This is a genomic window from Breznakiella homolactica, assembly GCF_016616095.2.
Lineage (GTDB): Bacteria > Spirochaetota > Spirochaetia > Treponematales > Breznakiellaceae > Breznakiella > Breznakiella homolactica.
Genome location: NZ_CP067089.2, coordinates 2,735,550 through 2,755,406 on the forward strand (window position 1 = coordinate 2,735,550; position 19,857 = coordinate 2,755,406).

The following is a 19,857-nucleotide window of genomic DNA, read 5'->3' on the forward strand; positions in this document are numbered from 1 at the left end:
ATACTGGAAATAAGGGGCTCGGGAATGAAAGCTTTGTCTATGCCGCGGCGGCTGGCGGTGCTTGCCGCGGGATTGTTTATTTTATGCAGCGCCGTTCCCGCGGCGGCCCAGAATTTCAAACCCTTCACCTTCCTCAGGTTCATCGAAACCGAACATTTCCGGATTATCTTCCCGAAGGAATCGGAATCCACCGCCAGGACACTTTCCCAGTACGCCGACGGACTTTACGAACGGATTTCATCCCTCCTGGGCATTACCGTGCCCGGGAAAATTCCCGTAACCATAACTCCGCACACGGACCAGTTCAACGGATACATGAATTCCATGCCCTACCCGCATATTGTTCTGTTCGATACGCCCATGGATCCGGAATGGACGGTTTTTGAGAATTCCCTGAAAAGCCTCTTCCTCCATGAGCTGACCCACGCGGTTTCCCTGAGCAGCCGCGGTCCTTTTCTGGAGGCGCTCCACAGGATTTTCGGCGGATGGGTATATCCCGCGGGACTGAACGCGCCGCTTTTTATGGTCGAAGGGGTAACGGTAAGTTTTGAAAGCCTGGACGGGTTCGGCAGGGCCAACGATCCGGTGATTAAGCAGAAACTCCGGCAGGCTATCCATGAGGGAAAATTTCTTACCCCATTCCAGGTGTCCGGGGTCTACGACCTGCCGCCGGATCAGGCGGCCTATTACGAATACGGCGGGCTTTTTTCAGCGTATCTGCAGGATACCTATGGTATGGAAAAATACGCCAGCCTCTGGCAGGCCATGGGCAGGCGGTTTTACCTTTCCCCGGTGGTGTATAATTCAGGGTACTACCATCTTTTTACTGCCGTCTATGGAATCACCTTTACCCAGGCCTGGGATGATTTCCAGGCGTCCCTGGCGCTGCAGGGCCTGAAAGAGAACAGCGATATAATTCCTCTGAAGGGACCGCGGCCTTTTATCGATGCCATGGCGGCGGGCGATGGCCGGGTGTTCCTGCTGGACCGGCGCGGCAGGAAAATTCTGGCCTATGATCCCGCGGCGGATTCCCTGGAAACCCTGGGCCCGGCGGATTCATCGGCCTATTATTTCGGTATTTCCCATGACGGAAAATACCTGCTCGTATCGGGCTACCGGTACGCCGATTCTCTGGCCGCCGCCGCGGCCGAGGAATACCGGACCGATACCGGAAGAAGAACCGGGCGGTCATGGAAAAACCTGTACAAAGCGGGATATTTCCGGAAGGGACTGATCGGGATCGGATCGGACCTTCACGCAAATACTGTTGTATACCAGCCATTCTCCGGAGAACGGGAAATCCTGTTTGCCGGCAGTGAGGAACTGGTCTTCTCCAATCCCTGCGCCATTGACGATTCCTGGATCGCCTTTGTCGCCGTCAGGCGCGGTATCCGGGAACTGTGCGTCTTTAATTACGATACGAAACAAACCTTTACGCTGCATTCGTCCCTGGAGGACGACGCGGAACGGTGGCGGTATATCCGGGACCTGCGGGTGTCCGGCGGCCGGATCTTTTTCAGCTACAACCACGATGACCGGATGTACAAACTGGGAATAATCGATGTTTCCGGGATTGCCTCGGCGGCCCCTTTAGGCACGGTGGAGGCTTTTTTCGGGGAAACGGATTTTTCCGGAGGGGTTTTCTCTCCCGTCGCCGTAAACGGTGAAATTTACTACCGCGGGGCCTTTGCCTCCCGGGACGGATTGCTGCGGTACCCTGGGATTCCGCAGGGTACCGCCGCGGCCCTGGAATTCAGGCCCTGGGAAGGAGAGGCGGAAGCCCGGCGGAACCGGCAGGTTCAGGAACCGCCGCCCCTGGAATGCCGGAAATACTTCGCCATCCGGTACCTCAACCCTTTTAAGCTGTGGCTTCCCACAGTTTCGGTACGGTATGAATCGGATTACCTGCGCTTCGGCGGGGTCGGAATCGCTTCGGTAATGATAGATCCCACGGATACCAATACGGTCATACTGCAGGCCGCGGCGGATATCCCCGCCGCAATGGCCATGGTGGATGTTCAATGGCAGAATTTGTGGTTCGGGATTCCCCTGACGGTCACGTTCTCCGATAAGGTTGACCGCATGACCGGAGATTCCTACCGGGCCACCCGGGCCGGCATCAGCGGCTCTTTTTCCCGGGGCATGGGGAACGAGCGGAATTACCTGAGCCTCAGCGCCGGAGTTTCGGCGGCCTTTACCGCGACAAATCCCAAGGACGGCTCCAGCGCGTATACCTGGGGATACGATGAATCACGGTACAGCGCGTCCCTGGGGATTGGTCTAACAAGTCTCCGCCGCCAAAGCTGGCAGTTTTTCGGCGATGGGATCAGCGGCTTTGCGTACGGCAGATCCCAGTTCAGCGCCTGGGAACCCCGCTTTGACGGGATTATCCGGGCAGGATTCGAATCCCGTTTTCCCCTGGGGCTGAGTTTTTACGGAGCCTGGGACGAGACCGGAATGGATCTTCATGGAAAATCGAGAACCTACGGCGGATCGCATTTCGATTCCCTGGCATCATCGGAATACCCGGCTCCGGGCAGCCTGGATCTAACGTGGCTCGCGGGGGGCGAAATGGCTATAAAAATATTCTCCCTGGAGATTCAGAAAAACCTGTCCCACCTGTATTTTAACCGGTTTTACGCGGCGGCGGCATACCGCGCGGCGGTCTATGACAGTCAGGGCCATCCCGATGCCCAGGGAACCGCGCTCGCCGGGGATATACGCCTGGCCCAGTCTGCGATTCTCCGGATTGCTCCGGTTATTTCTCTTATCCCCATAAAAGCCGTTCCCATCAGCGTGGAACCCAGCGTCTGGGGCGCGTGGAAACTTTCCAATACCCTGAATAAGTCCGCGGAAACATGGACCGACCACGTTATGTTCGGATTTTCCCTTTCCCTCGGCTGGTAGGAATTTCCAGCATGGCCAGAGTTACGCCGCCTATTACCAGGGCGGCGCCGGCCCACTGGAGCGGGGTCAGCCGGTCTCCCAGGATGAAGAATCCCGCGATACCCGTAACCACGGGAATGAGGTTAACGAAAACCGTGGAAACCACTGCCCCCAGGACCGCCAGGCTCTGGGCGTAGAGAAGATATCCCAGGGCGGAGCAGCAAATCCCCAGGAAAACCACGTGAAGGATGGTCCCGGCATCGGGGCTTCCCCAGCGCGGGAATTCCAGCGCCGCAAAGGGGAGGAACCCCAGGAGCCCGAAAACCGACTGCCAGAATACGATAAAGATCCGGGAATGCCGGGCAAAAAGCGGCCGGGTCAGGAAACAGTACGCCACCCAGCTCAGGGCGGCGCCGAGCATATACAGGTAACCTGTAATGCTTCCGGATACCGAAAAAGATACCCCCGCCACAAGCCAGACCCCTGCCACGGATACCCCCGCCCCGGCCCACCGGACAGCGGAAATCCTCGGCCGCGGGTCCGCTGCGGAATCCGGGTTTTTGCCGCGCCGCGCCCGTACAAACGCGATCCGGCCGCCGAGCCATTCGGCCGCCATGGTCAGAACGGGGATAGCGCCGACAATAATGGATGCCTCCGAAGCGGTCACCAGGGAAACACCGGTATTTTCAAAAAAGAAGTACAATGTAATACCGGTAATACCCGCCGCGATCAGCCCCGGCAGATCCCGCCGTCCGAGTTTTTCATCGGGTATAACAATTTTCTTAATAATGAAAAGAAAAAATACCGCTATGGCAAAACGGAAAGCCCCCAGGGTCATGGGAGGGAATACCCTCAGGGCAACCTTAATCGAAATAAAGGAAAAACCCCAAAACAGGACACACACAACAATCGCAGCTAAAGCCTTCCGCCGGTCATTCATGGGACTATGGTACAGAATGCAGCCAGTTAAGACAAGGAACGGACATACACTTTAAGCCCGAAAGCTCCCGGAGATACCGGGGCCGCGGGTCCTGTCATGAATAAAGGGGAATGGCTCCATGTCGGCCTCCGGCCTCGAAAGTCGCTCATTCCCCTTTATTCATAACACCCGGCGTTACCATTACGGCCGGGTGCTTTCCGGCGTGCCTGGTCAGTTGACCCTTCCGTATAGGCTGCTTCCAACCGGCGAAGGGGGTGTCACATGAAAAGAAATACCGCCCAGCGGGATTTCTTTTCATGTGACAGGCCCCCCGGACCCGGTATCTCCATGCTTCTGTGCTGGGCAGGCCGGATAGTGCAGGTACCCCGCGGTATTTAACTTGCATACTCGGCATAAGTAGGGTAAAACTATCTCAGAGGTAATATAATGAAACTTTGCCCCTGCGGTTCCGGGAGGGCGTACACTGAGTGCTGCGGGCCCTATATTACGGGAGCCCAAAAGGCCCCCACCGCCGAAGCGCTCATGCGCAGCAGATATTCAGCGTACGCGGAACACGAAATCAATTACATCCTCAATACCTGCACCAGCTCCGGGGAGCGGGACATTGATGAAAAGCAGACCCGGGACTGGAGCGAAAAATCAGAATGGCTGGGCCTGGAAATCCACTCGGTTATCAAGGGCGGCCCCGGGGATGATGAAGGAACGGTGGAATTCACCGCGTCGTATATGACGAACGGGCTTAAGGACCGCCACCACGAACGGGCACGGTTCACGAAGACCAACGGTGAATGGCTCTACAGCGACGGCGACATTATACCGGAAACCATCGTCCGCCAAGGGCCGAAAGTAGGCCGGAACGAACCCTGTCCCTGCGGAAGCGGGAAAAAATATAAACACTGCTGCGGCCGGGGAGCTTAATAAGGAGATGTCCATGAAAATCGATCCCAACCTGAAAAATCTCGATGACCTGTTTCCTTCCGATTTTACCGAAGACCAGAAAGCCCAGGCGAAAACGCTGTTCCTCAAGAACTTGTCCCTGGAAGCCCACAAATTCTACGGCGGAAAAATGCAGACCGTCCCCAAGTGCGGTATTTACAGCCTTAACTGGTTTAATGTCTGGTATACCCCGGGGGTATCGAAAATATCCACCACCATCCGGGATAACAACGATACGTCCTTTTCCCTTTCCAACCGCGGCAATCTCGTAGCGGTTGTTTCCGACTCCACCCGGGTACTCGGTGACGGGGACTGTACCCCTCCGGGCGGCCTCGGGGTCATGGAAGGAAAAGCCATGATCATGAAATACCTCGGCGGGGTCGACGCGGTCCCCCTGTGCATCGATTCCAAAGGAAAAGACGGCAAGAACGATCCCGATAAAATTATTGAATTCGTGAAAATGGTCCAGCATTCCTTCGGGGCGGTTAACCTTGAGGACATCAGCCAGCCGAACTGCTTTAAGGTCCTGGACGAACTCCGGGAAGCCTGTGACATTCCGGTTTGGCACGACGATGCCCAGGGAACGGCCTGCGTAACCCTGGCGGGTCTCATCAACGCCCTCAAGCTGGCGGGAAAGAAAATGAGCGACGCTAAGATCGTCCTCCTGGGAGCCGGTGCGTCCAATACCACCATTGCCCGGCTGATCCTCACCGACGGCGGCGATCCCTCAAAGATGGTCATCTTCGATTCCAAGGGCTCCCTGCATACCGGCCGGGAAGATATAAAGAACGATCCCCGGAATTACCGGAAATGGGAACTCTGCGAGCAGACCAACCCCAATAAGGTGGCCACCATGGAAGAAGCCATGGCCGGCGCCGATGTTCTGATCGCCCTCTCAACCCCGGGGCCGGATACGGTCAAGCGGGAATGGATCCGCTCCATGGCGGAAAAATCAATCGTATTCGTCTGCGCCAACCCCGTGCCGGAGATCTGGCCCTACGCGGCCAAAGAGGAAGGCGCCTTCATAGTCGCCACCGGCCGGGGAGACTTCCCCAACCAGGTCAACAACTCGGTCTGTTTCCCCGGGATCCTCAAAGGAGCGCTCCTGGTACGGGCCCGGAAGATCACCGACGGTATGGCCATCCGCTGCGCCCACTCCATCGCGGACTTTTCGGAGAAACGGGGCATCACCCCGGATAATATTATCGCGACTATGGAAGAGACCGAGGTCTTTGCCCAGGAAGCCGCCGACGTGGCAATGGAAGCGATCAAGGAAGGGGTCGCCCGGGTGGAGCTTACCCGGGACGAAGTGTACCGCAGAGCCAAAGAGGATATTGAAGCGGCCCGGGCTCTGGTGGAGGATATGAAAAAGCTGGGACACATTCCGGAGCCGCCGGCGGAAATGCTGGAAGCGGCGCTGGCGAAGGCGATCAGCGAAGTTAAGTAACAAAAAGGGCTCCTTATGGAGCCCTTTTTTATGTACCGCTGGTTTCCGCTATTTTCTTAAGCTGCGTAGTGGCGACCTTCGGATTGGCGATAACCAGGGGACCGGCGACACAGCCGCCGGAGCAGGCCATAACCTCAAGGATATTGCCCGTATGGTTTCCGTCGGACCAGGTCTTGAGGATTTTCATCCCCTCCTTGTTAAGGCCGTCCACAAGTTCCGGCCGGAATTCCGGAATGGATGATTCCGCCAGATTGAGTTTAACCGCCCCGGCAACACCGCCGGACCAGGGGAAACTCCGGCCGCCGGTTTTCGCCGGCCGCTCCACGGCGGTTTCTTCCACCGCCATGACATCGATGTCCATGGCGACAAACAGCGCGCCGATCTCCTCGGCGGTAAGCACATAGTCGACCAGCTGGTCGTCGATACCTTCCTTGCGTTTGGCAAGGCAGGGGCCGATAAAAACCCTGAGATGGTCCGGGTGCTCCCGTGCGGAAATCTCCGCGGTATAATGCATGGGGGTCCTGGTCTCCGATACCCGGGGAGCCAGACCGGGAATATGCTTTTTAACGGTCTGAACGTAGGCAGGACAGCAGCTGGTGGTCATGAAGGGCTCCCCCCGTTCCATGCGTTCGGCAAATTCCTTGGCTTCCTTTTCCGCGGTTATGTCCGCGCCCAGGGCAACTTCGTAGACCTCATCAAAACCCGCCAGCTTCAGGGCGTTGATCAGTTTACCCAGGGAAGCCCGGAACTGACCCGCCACCGCCGGAGCGAAGAGGGCGGAGAGTTTTTTTCCCGCCTTCTTCGCCGCCAGGACATCAACTATCTGGGATTTATCCATCATGGCGCCGAAGGGGCATTCCCGCATACAGCTTCCGCAGTACACGCATTTTTCATAATCGATCCGTTCTTTGCCGTCGGAGTCCTTGGAAATGGCCCCCACGGGGCAGGCTTCCTCACAGGGAACGGGAATTTTTATTATGGCGTGATAGGGACAGACCTGGAGGCAGATGCCGCAGTTGACACATTTTTCCTTGTCTATCACCGCGTGGCCATCCGCCATGGATACCGCTTTTTTGGGACAGTTCATATAACACGGCCGGGCAAGGCAGCCCTGGCAGGCATTGGTCACCAGGAACTGGGTTTTAACACAGGCGTTGCAGGCATCATCCAGCACCGTGAGGATCGGTTCTTCAATCTTCTTCCGGTCTAAAGCTTTGCGGACATACACAGCCAGGGAGGTGCCGTCATCCTCATATCCCTCCACCGAAAACCCGAGCCTGGCCAGCATTCTGGTTTTTAGGATCTCCCGGTCATGGAACACGCAGCACCGTATAGGCTGGTAATCCTTGTCTGAGGTCATTTCATAAGGAATCCGGTCGATGCCTTCCTCCAGTTTGTCTTCGAGAAAAAGCCGGATAATGGATACCAGCAGCTCCCGCTTTATCAGGGCCGCGTTATTGTTGTAATGCATCAGGTCTCTCCAAGTTTCTCCGCGATTATTTTCAGAACCTCCGGAATGGTTGCCTGGGATACGACTGTCCCGTCAACCTCCGCAAAAGGCGCCTTGCCGTTTTTTTTGTCCTTGCATAACCCGAGGCAGGGCGCTCCTTCCAACTGAACATTGTCTTTCCATTTTGCCGGTATGTGATCGTCCAAAACCAGCAGCTCCGATCCGCCCATGACGTAGCAGGCCGTACCGGAACACACAACAACCTTAACAATACTATCAGTCATAACCCTCTCCTTTTCCGCGGGAACAGCATCCGGGGTTCTAGATAAAACGAACCACAGTTTCCTTAAGGTACTTCTCTTCCAGAATCGCCGCAATACGTTTAACCACGTTCCGCCGTATTTCAAGCTCCACGGGCATGGCCGGATCCTGATGGGCTTCGTTGATTTTGGTGCCCACTACAAATTCAATCTGGTCGGAATCGAGGAACAGCTCCACCATACGGGACGCCGGGTTCGGCTTATACCGTTCCCCGCCGGAATACCCTTCGAGGATTTCCGCGACCTTCCCCAGAGTAATGATTCCCTCGGTAACGAGATCGGCGCCGTCCATGACCGAAGCCGGCGGCATCCCGGGATCAATGTCCTTAAGCGAAACCTTTACGGTTTTTCCCAGCTCCCGGGCCAGAATCTGGGCGGTTGTTCCGCCGCAGACCACCCGGCGGCCGGGGAAATTTTCAAAATTCTCCGCCATCTCCCGGTCGCGCTCTTTTTCCACCGACGGCCCGGTCATGACCAGGAGCTTCCGCGGCATCCTGAAGTACACCACCCCGCAGGTTATGTCATCCTTGGAAGTATAGGCGTCGTTGGCTTCCGCTTCCTTTACGATTCTCCGGGCCAGTTCCCGGGCGGAAAGATCGGGGTTGTCCCGGACCATGGTAAGGGCGTAGCGCTGGACCGCGGGATTCCCCCAGCCCAGGGGCTTCGTTTTCGTTCCCATTCCGGACTGGGTAACCCCGTCGGAGAAGAAAACGAGCCGGTCCCCGGGAAGGGCCAGAAATTCTGAATACTGCATCACCGCGTCCCGGATCTGCGGGACCGCAAGCACCGCGGTTCCGCCGCCTGTGGACCGCTTCCGTTCCCGGGGGCTTTCCCGGTGAACCGTGATGTCCCCTTTCATCGGCTCAATCTGGGTCTGCTCCCGGATGAGAATATAGGGCGGGTTGTCGTATTCGATAATCTTGACCCGGTCTTCGGTATCGATATCCACGATGGTGAATGTGGCGTAGCTGATCCGCCGTTCCTTGCAGACCGGCAGGGTTTTCATGATGATGTCCGCGGCCCGGCGGATGGGAATATCCTCGGCAATGAATTTCATAGCCATGGTCGCCGTCAGGGTCGCCAGGACCCCCGCTTTTATTCCCGAGCCCAAGCCGTCGGAGAGCACCGTAATGATCCGGCCGTCCTCGGTTTTTCTCGAAAGGAAAACATCCCCCTCCGCGCCCTGGCCGTGTTTTTTCGTCTGGTAATACCCGACCTCTACGAATGTTCCCCCGTTCATCGCCGGCTGTCCCCGCTTTCCTGGTCGGCCTTTCCCGAGTCATCAAAGGACTCTATTATTGAACTGAGGGTCGCTTCGGTTTCCGCGGCGTTTTCCCCGAGCAGGAAGGCGATTTTCTGGACCACCGCCAGGTTTTTTGAAATGACCTTCCGGGCCTGGGAGACGACCCGGTCCTTGCGAACCCAGGGGGCGGTAACATCCTGGAAAACCCCGCCGGCGAATTCTCCCCGTTCGATTCCAAAAATCGTGGCGTGGAAAATCCGCCGGTCCAGTTTGATATCCTTGTCCAGGGCGGGCGCGCCGTTGAGCACATCCCGGAAGTACCGGTGGAAGGGCACCATCTTATCGAGTTCCGCGCCTTCGAGTCCGGGCTTTGCCTCCCAGAGTTCTTCGGCGTCGCCGCCGATAAGTTTTACAAAGTTGCGGTTGCATTCCACGATCCTGAGGTCCTTGTCGACGATGACCACCCCGCTGGGGATAGCCCGGATGAGGCCGTTGGCTTTTTTCTGGGCCAGCTTCCGCATATAGGAAACACACATCTCCTGTTCGGCCTTGCCGCTGACCATGGCCCGGGCAAAATCACGGCAGGTATCGTAGCCGCAGCCGCCGCAGTTGAGTTCGTCCTCACGGCTGTATTTGCCAGTCCGGCGCAGGGCTCCGGCGATTTCTTCCGCCGACGGTTCGGTCTCCCGGATCGGTTTCATGTACCAGGTATTGGAAATATCCGGCGACGGCCCGGTGTAAATTTCCGGAGCGTCTTCTGCGTAGGAAAAAACCGAAAGCCGTTTCCTGATGGTTCCGGTCCGGCTCCGTACCCGGGGACCGTTGATACAGCCCCCGGCGCAGGCAAGCAGTTCCAGGAATACGGGAGCGTCCAGTTCCGTCTCGGACAGTTCCTTCAGAGCCCGGTCGATTTCGCCGATACCGGAAAACGCCATGTACCGTACCCCCGGAGGAATCGAATACCGCTTAACCGCGGCGATCATGCCGCCGTCCATGGGATACAGCGCGCCCTTTCCCGCCCGTTCGGGGATAAACGCGGCCTCGTCCGCCGGGCTGATGATTTCCGGCAGGATACCCTTTTCACCAAACCAGATTTCCAGATCCCTGAAGTCGATAACCGCCTCCACCAGATCCCGGTGCAGGTCCGACTCCCGTTTCTTTGAAATACAGGGACCGATAAAAACAACCGCTATATCATTGCCGTATAAGGCCTTAAGTTCCTCCGCGTGGGCCATCAGAGGCGAATGGAAATCCGTTACGCCGCTGCCGAAGGCCCCCTGGTATTTTTTTACGTACTCCACCACCGTGGGACATGCCGAAGAAATCAGCACCTTCGGGAATTTCCCTCCCCTATCTTCGTCCCGGACGGTCAGCTCCCGGGCAACCTGCCGCGCCACCAGATCAGCCCCGCGGGCCGTCTCCGACACTCCCCAGAATCCGAGTTTTTTCAGCGCCCCGGCGAGTTTACCCGGCGCGATACCGGAAAACTCCGACGCAAACGCCGGGGCCACCGACGCAATAACCCGCCGGCCGGACTCCAGGAGCAGTTTTGCCCGGGGAAGATCGTTCCGCACACGCTTCGCGCCCACGGGACAGACCTCGACACAGTGGCCGCAGAGGACACACAGCTCCGGCACGACCGCCGCGCGGCCCCCTTCAACCTTAATCGCCTTAACGGTACATTCCCGCAGGCATTTATAGCAATCCTGGCATTCGGCCTTTTCGGTATAAACGGGATTAAGCAAATCCATAATTACGCGGAAACCTCATCTCTCTTTTTCAGCAGATCCTGGAGCACAATGGGCGTAACATGCCGGTATACGGTTCCGTCGATGATCACAATGGGACCATCCTTGCACAGACCCTCGCAGAGGGTACCGGAAATTTCTGCGGAAGAAAATTTTCCGATGTTTTCACCGTCGGACATCATCCGCTGTATCAGCTCCGCGTTCAGCCCGTTGCCCCGGGAAAAACACGAACTTCCCATACATATCTGTATTGAACAAACCCCATCAGCCATACGTTGCTCCTTTTTCAGGATACGATCAATATATAAAATTATATCGATAAAGTCAACACGATATGCGGGGGAGCACCGGGTCTGACAATCCGGAAAGCACCCGTGTTTACCGGTACTGCGGGTCCTGTCGTATAAAAAGGGGATTGGCTCCTCAGCGGCCTGCGGCCTCGAAAGTCGTTTTATACAACAGACCCGGCGTTACCGTTACGGCCCGGGTGCTTTCCGGCTTAACCGTCCCGGTACTGCCCGGTTGCGCGGGCTGCTCCCCCTCGCTCCGAAGGTTTGTGCCACAGGTGACACAAACGCTTCTGCGCTGCCCCCTCTTCGAGTCCCCGGCTAGTCCCTATGTCAAAGCGCCCGCATCATACCAGAGAAGCAGCAGCGAAGCATGGTGCCATAATGGTAACGCGGGGTGCCGGAGAATATGGGGTATGAGCGACTTTCGAGGCCGCAGGCCGACGAGGAGCCATACCCCATATTCCCCGGCAGGACCCCCGGACCCGGTAAAACACCATGCTTCGCTGCTGAATACCGGCATAATGTATGCGCCTTGACATGGGGACCCCTTTCATGGGATTATTCACTATTGCTCTATAAGCATATCATCCGCTGATGCCAATCCGGATGAAGGTATTTTCAGTCCGGTGGACTGGAAACCCGGACCGCCGCATGGGTTTTAACCGTTACAAAAAATCCGTCCGGCTTCGGTAAAACTTAGTAACTTGAGTAAGGTATAGTATGAAAACTGTATTCGTTAAACCCGCGGAAGTGGAACGGAAATGGTTTGTGATCGACGCCGAAGGAAAAGTCCTCGGCAGAGTCGCAGCCAAAGCCGCGTCCATTGTACGGGGTAAAGAAAAACCCATATTTGCCCCGCACCAGGAAGTGGGTGATTATGTGGTGGTTATAAATGCCGATAAAATTGCCGTCACCGGCCGCAAAGCGCAGCAGAAGATGTACTACCGGCACACCGGTTACGTCGGCGGATTAAAGGCGGTTAACTTCGAAAAGCAGATTGCACGCCATCCCGCGTCGCCCCTGGAACTGGCTATCAAGGGAATGCTCCCCAAGGGGCCCCTGGGCCGCAAACTGCTCAAGAATGTAAAGGTGTATGCGGGGTCTGATCACCCCCATGCTGCTCAGAATCCCCAGGCTATCGAACTGTAATGAAGAGGTGATAAGGTGATAAAAAATCTCGGTATCGGAACAGGAAGAAGGAAAACCTCCGTTGCCCGGGTATATATTCGGGACGGTAACGGAAAAATCGTGATTAACGGCAAAGAGCTGAATCAGTATTTTCCCCAGGGCGAGCATGCCATGATGGTGCGCCAGCCCCTGATGGTCACTTCCAGTGAAAACAAATACGATATTCTCATTAATGTATACGGCGGCGGTATCAACGGCCAGGCCGGCGCCTGCCTGCACGGCCTTTCCCGGGCTCTGTGCCAGGTGGACCAGACCAATTATACCGCGCTGCGGAGCAATGGATACCTGACCCGGGATCCTCGTATGGTGGAACGGAAAAAATACGGCCAGGCCGGCGCACGCAAGCGCTTCCAGTTCTCCAAGCGCTAAAACAGCTCTATCGTTTACGTACCATGACGGTACTGTCTTTCAAACAGGGAACCGATCCGGAGGTCCTGCGAATAGGGCTTTCGGACGGTTCTTTATTTTCCCTGCGTATCATCTATTTGCCCAGCCATCTCCAGGACAGCACTCTTTTTAACCCCGAATCAGAACTATCCGAATCCCAGGAAGAAGCCCTCCGTTTCGCGTCCCGGTGCTTCCGGGCGGAAAAAGCCGCCCTGAGCCTCGTTTCGCGGGCGGAACAGTGCTGTTTTGGTATCACCCGGAAGCTGGAACAGCGGGGTCACTCCCGGGAGTGCACCGCGGCTGTTATCGGGCATCTTTCCGGTTTAGGCATTATCGATGACCGCCGTTTCGCGGAACGGCTGATCCGTTCCCGGATCTCCGGCGGAGATAGCCCCCTAAAAATGGCGAATGCCCTATGCCGCCGGGGAATACCCCAGCGCCAGGCATGGGAAGCGGTACGTTCATCCATGGATTCCGATACGGAAATGGAACTTTTGACGCTATTTCTCAAAAAAAAGAAATTAGATATCCAAGACGAGGCACAATCTGTAAAATACCGGCTGAAAGCCGAGAAATTCTCAAAAAGTGTGATAGACTGTTATTTTGAGCAGAAATAATTATGATTTTATTGAGCAATTATTACAAATTTTATGTTTAACATACTAGTCATGTATGATATACTCATATTAATATGATAAATGTAATATTTGTCATACGATAAATTAATGAGTTACAGCGCTGGGGGAGATTATGGCCAAGAACGAACGTAAGATAAGAATTTTCTCGGCCCTTGAGGTTGCAAATATTTGCGGTGTGGTAAACCAGACCGCAATCAACTGGATACGGAACGGTCATCTTAAGGCGTTTACCACGCCAGGCGGTCAATACCGGGTCTATGCTGAGGATCTGTCTTCTTTCTTGGATAAGCGGGGCATGCGGATTCCCGATGAAGTTACCAATATTCTTAAACGTGATATTGATTGGGATACCATGCTCATTGTCGATGACGACCGCGAGTTAAACGATCTCCTTAAACGGTGGGTGGAAAAAAAACTGCCCAAGTACCGGATTATTCAGGCCTATGACGGTTTTGAGGCGGGAAAGGAACTCATAGCTTCAAAACCAGGGTTCATTATTCTCGATATTGACCTGCCCGGAATTGACGGCTACGAATTGTGCCGGAAAATCAAGGAAGATCCTTCCTTAGGGAAACCTTTTGTAATCATAATTACCGGCCTCGATATCCCCAAGGAACGGAAGGATGTTATTTCCAACTGGGCCGACGCGTATCTGGCCAAACCGCTGAATTTCAACAGCCTTGCCAGTGAAATACTCGAACTGGAAAAAAAGGTCGTCGAGAAAGCTTATATCTGACAGCGGAATCCTGCGGTTTTATGGAACATAAAAAATCGGGCGCCTGCGCTTTTTTCGCGGTCGTCAGCGGCACTGTCCAGGGAGTAGGATTCAGGTATTCTGCGTTTACCGAAGCCCGCAGACAGGGTCTCTGCGGATGGGTACGCAATACCAGCGACGGAACCGTGGAGGTTTTTGCCCAGGGCCCCAAAGAAAAAACCGAAGCCTTTCTCCGGTGGCTCAGACACGGCCCGCCGGGCGCCCGGGTAGAATCGCTGCACCACGAAGCAAGGAACATTGACCGCCGATACAGCTCATTCACCATTGATTACTGACAGCAGGGTACCTGCTGCATTGTCCGGATAGGACTAGCCCCGGAACCCGGCGTCACAATTTTCCAGAAAAATCACCGCATCCAGCCCCCTGTCAAAGTCAGGGCAACCGCAGTGTATACGGAGAAATGTATAAAAGTATGGTGTGAAAAAGCGGAGCGGGGTGTCAGATGAAAAGAAATACCGCTTTGCGGATATTTTTTTCATCTGACGGGCCCCTCAGAATGTTCCTCCATACTTCTTTACCGTTATACACATGTATACTGCGGCTGCCCTGCAAGCCCGTTATTGACAAGCCATAGGGTTTCCGGTAGAGTAAAAATCCCGTAAGGTCCACCGAAGCGGCCGTTGTATAACGGTATTACCCGAGCTTCCCAAGCTCGTGACGCGGGTTCGACTCCCGTCGGCCGCTTCGGTGGGCTTTTTTATTTGGGGTACTCCAGCCTGTCCGGCCCGGGGTTCCCGATAACTTCACCGTACCTGCCGGCTTCCCACTTTGCCATATCCAGATTCTGTTCCTGCCAGTTCCCGCATTCCGCGGCTGCGGCTCCCGGAATGGGCCCCTCAAAAGCAAGAATCCATCGAATCATTTCGGAAAGAAGCGGAAGAATGTCCCGGGATTCCAGATCCCCTTCGAGAATAAGATAAAACCCGGTCCTGCACCCCATGGGGCCGAAATAGACCACCCGGCCGGACCAATCCGGATGGGACCGGAGAAAGGTTGCCCCCAGGTGCTCAATCGTATGCAGGGCCGGCATATCCATCACCGGCTCGTTGTTGGGTTCCTTAAAACGGAGATCAAAAGTCGTAAGCAGGGTTTCCCCGAAACGGTCCTTCCGGGAAACATACACACCGGGTTTGAGCCGCAGGTGATCAATCTGAAAACTGGCGATTTTTTCCATTGGTAAGTCCTTAAGAATCCCGCACTATCCGGCGGACAATTTCGCTGGAATGCTTGGAAGCCACCGGGAGAAATTCGTCAAAGGTGACCGGAGATTCCGTACCCGCGATATCCGAAAGCGCCCTGATGATAAGCGAGGGAACTGAAAACATGGAGCAGGCGTGGGCAATGGCGGCGCCTTCCATTTCAACGGCGCACATAGCGGGAAAAAGCTTTCTTGCTTCGGCGATCCGCTCCGGTTCGTGCATAAATACGTCCCCGGAACCGATAAGCCCCCGGACGTGGGTGAATTCCCTGGGAAGTGTCCCTTCCGCTTTGAGGCTGTCCACGGCGCTTTCGGCTCGGTTGATAAGGTCCGCAGGAACCGGAAAAATTTCCGGGCAGCCGGGAACCTGGCCCATCTTATAACCGAATGCGGTCACGTCCACATCGTGGTACACCAGCCCATTGGAAATAACCGCGTCCCCGAAATTCAGGCTGGGATCTATTCCTCCGGCGGAACCGGTATTGATAACGAAATCGGGGGCGAATTCCGTAACAAGCAGGGCACAGCCTACCGCGGCGTTGACTTTTCCGATGCCGCACCGCAGGAGAACCACCGCTTTTTTCTCGAGGTTTCCGCTGATGAATTCAAACTGGCCGACGGTTTTTGCCACCGCGCCTTCCATGGCGGAACGCAGAAGCGCGACTTCGTCTTCCATAGCTCCAATAATACCGATCATGGGCACCTCCAACGAAAAATATAGCCCATGCGCGGCAAAACCGCAATTGCCGGACAGCGGCGCTGCGATGGGGAATACTTCGGAATAAGGGAGGTGATTCTTTTAAATGCGGCTGTCCGGGGTTTCAGGAGCTGCCAAATCCGGCGATTCCGCCATTTCCCGCTGTCTCTTCAGCTCCCGCTCAATCCTGAACAGAAGGCCCATGCCCCACACGGTTGTCATATTCCGCCCCCGGGCTTTGGACAAATAGAGAGCCTCATCGGCACGGTTAATGATTTCGTCAGCGGTCATACCGGAGCGCTCGTCAAAGGTGATTACCCCGGCGCTGATGGTGACCTGGGGAAGCGGGGGGACCCAGGGCACTTTCATACCCGATATCGCCATTCTCAGGCGCTCCGCGACGGTCCAGGCCATTTCCTTGCCGGTGTTCGGCAGCAGGATGGTAAATTCCTCCCCGCCGAAACGGGAAGGTATGTCTTCGGAGCGGACACTTTTTTTTATTGAACGGCCGATGTATTCCAGAACCCGGTCACCCGCCAGATGGCCGTAGCTGTCATTGAAGTTTTTGAATTTATCAACATCCATGACAATCAGCGATGAAACCGTCCTGAACCGTTTTGTCCGGGCAATTTCCTCATTCATCCTGCTGATAAAAAACCCGTGGTTGAAGAGCCCCGTCTTAACATCCCTGACGGAATGTTCGTAATGAAGGTGGTTCTGAATGGCCTGGGAAACAAACCCCATGAGTCCGCCCAGATACGACAGCTCCCGGGAAGAATACTCATCCCCGAGCATTTTGGGCCCTATGAGGATGAGGCAGTACAGTCCCGAAGGTCCGAGGATCGGGACAACAATTTCGGGGTGGAGTTCTTCCAGGGGTTTGATGGCCTCATCGTCCGCCAGCTGGTAAACCAGAAGATCAAAATTAATGGGTTTTGGATACTTCTGGAAAAACGCTTCAAAGGGGCTTATGGTTTTTAGGTCCAGGGACAAATCGATCATTTTGTAATTTTTGTAGCCCTTGATGGTTATTTCTTCCCGGTTGTGAAGGGGCCTCCAGAGGAAAACAATAAATGACGGGAGGAATTGGTCGGAAATCTGCCATACCGTGGCGTCCATGATGTCGTTGATGGTGGTCCGGTTGAAAATATCCGCGGCGCTGCCGAGCAGGCTTTTGTAACTCCGGATTTCCCGGTTCATTTCGTCGATATATTTGAAAACGCCGATATCCTGGAGCAGTGTATAATTTTCTAAAACCTTAGGGCTGGTTAGAAAATCCTCAGCATGCTCGCCGTTGTTCATTACGTTGTAGAATACCTGTCGGCTACGGTTTTACGCCATTCGGCCCGGTTTTCTTTGTCTTCGCATTCGAAGACTTTTTTTATCTGGAAATTCCTGCGGTCCTGAGGGTTCGGATAATGGAGAATACCGAAACGGCCGCCGCCGATGTAGCTTACGGTATCGCCCTCGCCGAGGGGTTCCTTCGCGGCGATCTGGGCAGCCATGCATTCAAAATGGACCGGCTGGCCGAATTTTTTATCGGTAATGGCGGAGGCAATATCCTTGATGGGTTTTCCGCAGATGGGGCAATCCGGCACAGGCAGCGGCTCGGTGCTTACCTTCGGGGGAGCCCATTTCGGGCGGTCGACAATAACGCCTTTCTGTTTGTCGTACCGGGGTTTTTCGTTCCTGTTCCGGCCGTCCTGTGCCCAGGTTTCACGGTCACGGTTTTTAAAAGACCGCCGCCGCTTATTTCCGCCCCGTCCATTGCCGCTCATTGTAAGCCCCTCCCTCGGTGGTGCTGAGGATCTCATTGCTCAGAACCTGAGCAATCCGGTGTATCGCATTGTGCAGGTATTCCTCATTATCTACCATTTCACGGAGTTTTTCAATTCTCAAATCATCGGTGTGCTGCTTCAATTGATTTGCGGCCATACTTACTCCATAAATGCAGATACCAAATGCTGAATATCCCGGGGGCTCACGAACACTACGTCAAACCGGACTGCCATACTGTTATATTCTCGATGGGATGACAGGAAATACTTAGCGGTTTCTATGATCCGCCGCTGTTTTTTCATATCGATACTCTGTTCCAACGCGTCAAACCCGTAGCCGCGCCAGCTCTTAACTTCAACAAAAACGAGGGTATCCCCGTCCTTGGCAATAATATCAACCTCTCCGTATTGGGACCGGAAGTTCCGCCCGACAACGGACATTCCCGCGTCGGCAAGGAACCGGGCGGCCCGGCTTTCGCCCTGGGTCCCGGCGGCGGAATTGGTCACTGCTTTTTGTTAATTTCCTTGGGGTCAAGGGCCCGGGCGATAAAAAGGCTCTTTTCAGTGAGCAGTTCTATCAGGTCACCTTCATCCTGTTTGTAGACTTTGCCGAATTCATCTATAAGGATACGGATATTCGGCCGCAGGGGGGCGTCGCCCCTGACTTCCACTACCCGGGCAATGGCCCCGTTGTTGAGCAGGATAATGGAGCCGATGGGGTAAATTCCCATGGTCTGAATAAAGGCTTTGAGTACATCGGGATCAAAACGCCGGGAATTATCCGACAGCAGGTTTTTCATCGCCTGGTACCCCATCATGGAGTTGCGGTAGGGTTTCTCGCTGACCATGGCCTCAAAGGCGTCGGCCACGGATACAATCCGGGCGCCGATATCGATATTGGTACCCGCGATGCGGCGGGGATACCCCTCGCCGTCCCAGCGTTCATGGTGCTGCAGGGCAATGACACCCACATCCTCGGGATACAGCAGTTCCTTGCAGATTATTTTATAGGTATACAGGGGATGGGCCTGCATCCGCTGCAGCTCGGCGTCCGTAAGGCCGCCCTTCTTTTCCAGAATCTCCTTGGGAAGCCGGAGCATGCCCACATCGTGGAGAAGCGCGCCGGTGGTAATCTGCATTATCTTATGGTTGGGAAGCTTGAGCTCCATGGCGATCAGGGCGGAAAGGATGGCTGTGTTTACGGAACTTTTCGAAAGGCTGTGGCCGGTGACTTCGCCTCCCAGGATAAATCCGATAATCTGGTCCCGCTGCTCTCTGACCGCGTGGAGCAGGTTTCCGGCAATGTTGTCAATTGAACGGACTTCCACGGATATTCCCGAAGAAATGTTGGAAAAAACGTTTTCCAGCCGCTCGATAAGGTCTATGTAGGTACGGTAGGCCCCTTTGTTTTCCTGCACCGCGGAAAGGGAGAGCACACTCTTTGCCTGGCGTTTTTTGTCGGCCATTTCGGCGGCTTTACCGTCTTTTGCCTTCTGGGACTCGGTGATCATCGCACCGTCGGTGTATACCTCTTCAATGCCCCATGACTCAAGCCGGTCGATATCCTTTTTTCTGACCGCGATTCCCGCAGGGACCAGAAGGCTGTTTCCTTCGACATAGACCGGTTCGGTGAACGACTGTCCGGCCCGCAAAGATTTTACCGGTATTTTTTTCATTTCTGTTCCTTTGAAATTACGAATGCGAGAATCTTAGCCACAGCCTCCCAGCACCACTCCGGTATATATTCCCCCACTTTGGAACTTGAATCAAGTAGGGCCGCCAAAGCGGGGTCCTCCACGACTTCCACACCGGCCTTTTCGGCCGCCGCGACGATCAGCTCCGCATCCCTCCCCGAACCCTTGGCAATGACCTGGGGCGCGGGGGTTCCGGCGGTATACATTAGGGCGGAGGCTTTTTTCCTGCCCGGGCCTTTCAC

General features: G+C 55.2%; 22 protein-coding genes and 1 tRNA gene. 9 read left to right on the forward strand and 14 right to left on the reverse strand.

Annotated elements, in window-relative coordinates:
• Window positions 1-24: 24 nt before the first annotated feature.
• Window positions 25-2,907 (forward strand): hypothetical protein, encoded by a 2,883-nt coding sequence (locus JFL75_RS12335; protein ID WP_215626987.1) that lies wholly within the window; start codon window positions 25-27, stop codon window positions 2,905-2,907.
• On the opposite strand, the gene JFL75_RS12340 is transcribed toward JFL75_RS12335, so the two are convergent.
• On the reverse strand, window positions 2,873-3,826 hold the full coding sequence (locus JFL75_RS12340) for a DMT family transporter (RefSeq protein ID WP_215626988.1): 954 nt from the start codon (window positions 3,824-3,826) through the stop codon (window positions 2,873-2,875). The genes JFL75_RS12335 and JFL75_RS12340 overlap by 35 nt on opposite strands.
• Window positions 3,827-4,252: 426 nt before the next feature.
• Between JFL75_RS12340 and JFL75_RS12345 the strand changes: the two genes are divergently transcribed.
• Both JFL75_RS12345 and JFL75_RS12350 read left to right on the forward strand, forming a co-directional pair.
• Window positions 4,253-4,744, forward strand: a complete 492-nt coding sequence (locus JFL75_RS12345) for a YchJ family protein (protein WP_215626989.1) — start codon at window positions 4,253-4,255, stop codon at window positions 4,742-4,744.
• Between the two features lie 13 nt (window positions 4,745-4,757).
• Window positions 4,758-6,209 carry an NAD(P)-dependent malic enzyme gene (locus JFL75_RS12350; RefSeq protein ID WP_215626990.1) on the forward strand — a complete coding sequence of 484 codons (1,452 nt, stop codon included), beginning with the start codon at window positions 4,758-4,760 and terminating at the stop codon, window positions 6,207-6,209.
• Window positions 6,210-6,237: 28 nt separating this feature from the next.
• Here the strand turns inward: JFL75_RS12350 and JFL75_RS12355 are convergent, their stop codons facing one another.
• From JFL75_RS12355 to JFL75_RS12375, 5 genes are read right to left on the reverse strand one after another with little or no spacing between them, the layout of a single operon-like run.
• Window positions 6,238-7,680: a monomeric [FeFe] hydrogenase gene (locus JFL75_RS12355; RefSeq protein WP_251106203.1), complete on the reverse strand. Its 1,443-nt coding sequence runs from the start codon at window positions 7,678-7,680 to the stop codon at window positions 6,238-6,240.
• A complete protein-coding gene (locus JFL75_RS12360; protein WP_215626991.1) occupies window positions 7,680-7,943 on the reverse strand; it encodes an NAD(P)H-dependent oxidoreductase subunit E in 264 nt (87 codons plus the stop codon). Before JFL75_RS12360 ends, JFL75_RS12355 begins: the two co-directional genes overlap by 1 nt.
• 37 nt (window positions 7,944-7,980) lie before the next feature.
• Complete coding sequence (locus JFL75_RS12365) at window positions 7,981-9,219, reverse strand: SpoIIE family protein phosphatase (RefSeq protein WP_215626992.1); 1,239 nt, start codon at window positions 9,217-9,219, stop codon at window positions 7,981-7,983.
• Complete coding sequence (locus tag JFL75_RS12370; RefSeq protein WP_215626993.1) at window positions 9,216-10,973, reverse strand: [Fe-Fe] hydrogenase large subunit C-terminal domain-containing protein; 1,758 nt, start codon at window positions 10,971-10,973, stop codon at window positions 9,216-9,218. Before JFL75_RS12370 ends, JFL75_RS12365 begins: the two co-directional genes overlap by 4 nt.
• Before the next feature lie 2 nt (window positions 10,974-10,975).
• The gene (locus JFL75_RS12375) at window positions 10,976-11,242 is read right to left on the reverse strand and encodes a (2Fe-2S) ferredoxin domain-containing protein (RefSeq protein WP_215626994.1); all 267 of its coding nucleotides are present in this window, start codon (window positions 11,240-11,242) and stop codon (window positions 10,976-10,978) included.
• 738 nt (window positions 11,243-11,980) lie between these two features.
• On the opposite strand from JFL75_RS12375, the gene rplM reads away from it, so the two are divergent.
• The 6 genes from rplM to JFL75_RS12405 all read left to right on the forward strand — a co-directional run bounded on the left by rplM (window position 11,981) and on the right by JFL75_RS12405 (window position 14,932).
• The gene (gene rplM / locus JFL75_RS12380; RefSeq protein ID WP_215626995.1) at window positions 11,981-12,409 is read left to right on the forward strand and encodes a 50S ribosomal protein L13; all 429 of its coding nucleotides are present in this window, start codon (window positions 11,981-11,983) and stop codon (window positions 12,407-12,409) included.
• A gap of 15 nt (window positions 12,410-12,424) precedes the next feature.
• Complete coding sequence (gene rpsI / locus JFL75_RS12385; RefSeq protein ID WP_215626996.1) at window positions 12,425-12,817, forward strand: 30S ribosomal protein S9; 393 nt, start codon at window positions 12,425-12,427, stop codon at window positions 12,815-12,817.
• Window positions 12,818-12,840: 23 nt separating this feature from the next.
• A complete protein-coding gene (locus JFL75_RS12390; RefSeq protein ID WP_215626997.1) occupies window positions 12,841-13,452 on the forward strand; it encodes a regulatory protein RecX in 612 nt (203 codons plus the stop codon).
• Between the two features lie 133 nt (window positions 13,453-13,585).
• Window positions 13,586-14,209 (forward strand): response regulator, encoded by a 624-nt coding sequence (locus tag JFL75_RS12395; RefSeq protein ID WP_215626998.1) that lies wholly within the window; start codon window positions 13,586-13,588, stop codon window positions 14,207-14,209.
• 20 nt (window positions 14,210-14,229) lie between these two features.
• Window positions 14,230-14,523: an acylphosphatase gene (locus JFL75_RS12400; RefSeq protein WP_215626999.1), complete on the forward strand. Its 294-nt coding sequence runs from the start codon at window positions 14,230-14,232 to the stop codon at window positions 14,521-14,523.
• 338 nt (window positions 14,524-14,861) lie between these two features.
• Window positions 14,862-14,932, forward strand: a tRNA-Gly gene (locus JFL75_RS12405).
• 13 nt (window positions 14,933-14,945) lie between these two features.
• Here JFL75_RS12405 and JFL75_RS12410 read toward each other — a convergent pair.
• The 8 genes from JFL75_RS12410 to JFL75_RS12445 all read right to left on the reverse strand — a co-directional run bounded on the left by JFL75_RS12410 (window position 14,946) and on the right by JFL75_RS12445 (window position 19,857).
• The gene (locus JFL75_RS12410) at window positions 14,946-15,422 is read right to left on the reverse strand and encodes an S-ribosylhomocysteine lyase (RefSeq protein ID WP_215627000.1); all 477 of its coding nucleotides are present in this window, start codon (window positions 15,420-15,422) and stop codon (window positions 14,946-14,948) included.
• A gap of 10 nt (window positions 15,423-15,432) precedes the next feature.
• Window positions 15,433-16,143, reverse strand: coding sequence for a 5'-methylthioadenosine/S-adenosylhomocysteine nucleosidase (gene mtnN, locus JFL75_RS12415; protein ID WP_215627001.1), 711 nt, complete (start codon window positions 16,141-16,143; stop codon window positions 15,433-15,435).
• A 102-nt stretch (window positions 16,144-16,245) separates the two neighbouring features.
• A complete protein-coding gene (locus JFL75_RS12420) occupies window positions 16,246-17,445 on the reverse strand; it encodes a GGDEF domain-containing protein (RefSeq protein WP_215627002.1) in 1,200 nt (399 codons plus the stop codon).
• Window positions 17,445-17,921, reverse strand: coding sequence for a hypothetical protein (locus JFL75_RS12425; protein ID WP_215627003.1), 477 nt, complete (start codon window positions 17,919-17,921; stop codon window positions 17,445-17,447). The genes JFL75_RS12420 and JFL75_RS12425 overlap by 1 nt, the downstream gene beginning before the upstream one ends.
• Window positions 17,893-18,078, reverse strand: coding sequence for a hypothetical protein (locus tag JFL75_RS12430; protein WP_215627004.1), 186 nt, complete (start codon window positions 18,076-18,078; stop codon window positions 17,893-17,895). The genes JFL75_RS12425 and JFL75_RS12430 overlap by 29 nt, the downstream gene beginning before the upstream one ends.
• 2 nt (window positions 18,079-18,080) lie before the next feature.
• Window positions 18,081-18,428, reverse strand: coding sequence for a YraN family protein (locus JFL75_RS12435; protein ID WP_215627005.1), 348 nt, complete (start codon window positions 18,426-18,428; stop codon window positions 18,081-18,083).
• Window positions 18,425-19,597, reverse strand: coding sequence for an HD-GYP domain-containing protein (locus tag JFL75_RS12440; RefSeq protein ID WP_215627006.1), 1,173 nt, complete (start codon window positions 19,595-19,597; stop codon window positions 18,425-18,427). Before JFL75_RS12440 ends, JFL75_RS12435 begins: the two co-directional genes overlap by 4 nt.
• On the reverse strand, window positions 19,594-19,857 hold the full coding sequence (locus JFL75_RS12445) for an EscU/YscU/HrcU family type III secretion system export apparatus switch protein (protein WP_223292643.1): 264 nt from the start codon (window positions 19,855-19,857) through the stop codon (window positions 19,594-19,596). The genes JFL75_RS12440 and JFL75_RS12445 overlap by 4 nt, the downstream gene beginning before the upstream one ends.

What these genes read in the sequence shown, in the direction of transcription:
- JFL75_RS12350 (WP_215626990.1), top strand. Translation starts at nt 4,758, where the DNA reads ATGAAAATCGATCCCAACCTGAAAAATCTCGATGACCTGTTTCCTTCC.
- JFL75_RS12390 (WP_215626997.1), top strand. Translation starts at nt 12,841, where the DNA reads ATGACGGTACTGTCTTTCAAACAGGGAACCGATCCGGAGGTCCTGCGA.
- JFL75_RS12420 (WP_215627002.1), bottom strand. Translation starts at nt 17,445, where the DNA reads ATGAACAACGGCGAGCATGCTGAGGATTTTCTAACCAGCCCTAAGGTT.
- JFL75_RS12355 (WP_251106203.1), bottom strand. Translation starts at nt 7,680, where the DNA reads ATGCATTACAACAATAACGCGGCCCTGATAAAGCGGGAGCTGCTGGTA.
- JFL75_RS12395 (WP_215626998.1), top strand. Translation starts at nt 13,586, where the DNA reads ATGGCCAAGAACGAACGTAAGATAAGAATTTTCTCGGCCCTTGAGGTT.
- JFL75_RS12375 (WP_215626994.1), bottom strand. Translation starts at nt 11,242, where the DNA reads ATGGCTGATGGGGTTTGTTCAATACAGATATGTATGGGAAGTTCGTGT.
- mtnN (WP_215627001.1), bottom strand. Translation starts at nt 16,143, where the DNA reads ATGATCGGTATTATTGGAGCTATGGAAGACGAAGTCGCGCTTCTGCGT.
- JFL75_RS12440 (WP_215627006.1), bottom strand. Translation starts at nt 19,597, where the DNA reads ATGAAAAAAATACCGGTAAAATCTTTGCGGGCCGGACAGTCGTTCACC.
- JFL75_RS12425 (WP_215627003.1), bottom strand. Translation starts at nt 17,921, where the DNA reads ATGAGCGGCAATGGACGGGGCGGAAATAAGCGGCGGCGGTCTTTTAAA.
- JFL75_RS12430 (WP_215627004.1), bottom strand. Translation starts at nt 18,078, where the DNA reads ATGGCCGCAAATCAATTGAAGCAGCACACCGATGATTTGAGAATTGAA.
- JFL75_RS12400 (WP_215626999.1), top strand. Translation starts at nt 14,230, where the DNA reads ATGGAACATAAAAAATCGGGCGCCTGCGCTTTTTTCGCGGTCGTCAGC.
- JFL75_RS12410 (WP_215627000.1), bottom strand. Translation starts at nt 15,422, where the DNA reads ATGGAAAAAATCGCCAGTTTTCAGATTGATCACCTGCGGCTCAAACCC.
- JFL75_RS12370 (WP_215626993.1), bottom strand. Translation starts at nt 10,973, where the DNA reads ATGGATTTGCTTAATCCCGTTTATACCGAAAAGGCCGAATGCCAGGAT.
- rplM (WP_215626995.1), top strand. Translation starts at nt 11,981, where the DNA reads ATGAAAACTGTATTCGTTAAACCCGCGGAAGTGGAACGGAAATGGTTT.
- JFL75_RS12340 (WP_215626988.1), bottom strand. Translation starts at nt 3,826, where the DNA reads ATGAATGACCGGCGGAAGGCTTTAGCTGCGATTGTTGTGTGTGTCCTG.
- JFL75_RS12360 (WP_215626991.1), bottom strand. Translation starts at nt 7,943, where the DNA reads ATGACTGATAGTATTGTTAAGGTTGTTGTGTGTTCCGGTACGGCCTGC.
- JFL75_RS12365 (WP_215626992.1), bottom strand. Translation starts at nt 9,219, where the DNA reads ATGAACGGGGGAACATTCGTAGAGGTCGGGTATTACCAGACGAAAAAA.
- JFL75_RS12335 (WP_215626987.1), top strand. Translation starts at nt 25, where the DNA reads ATGAAAGCTTTGTCTATGCCGCGGCGGCTGGCGGTGCTTGCCGCGGGA.
- JFL75_RS12345 (WP_215626989.1), top strand. Translation starts at nt 4,253, where the DNA reads ATGAAACTTTGCCCCTGCGGTTCCGGGAGGGCGTACACTGAGTGCTGC.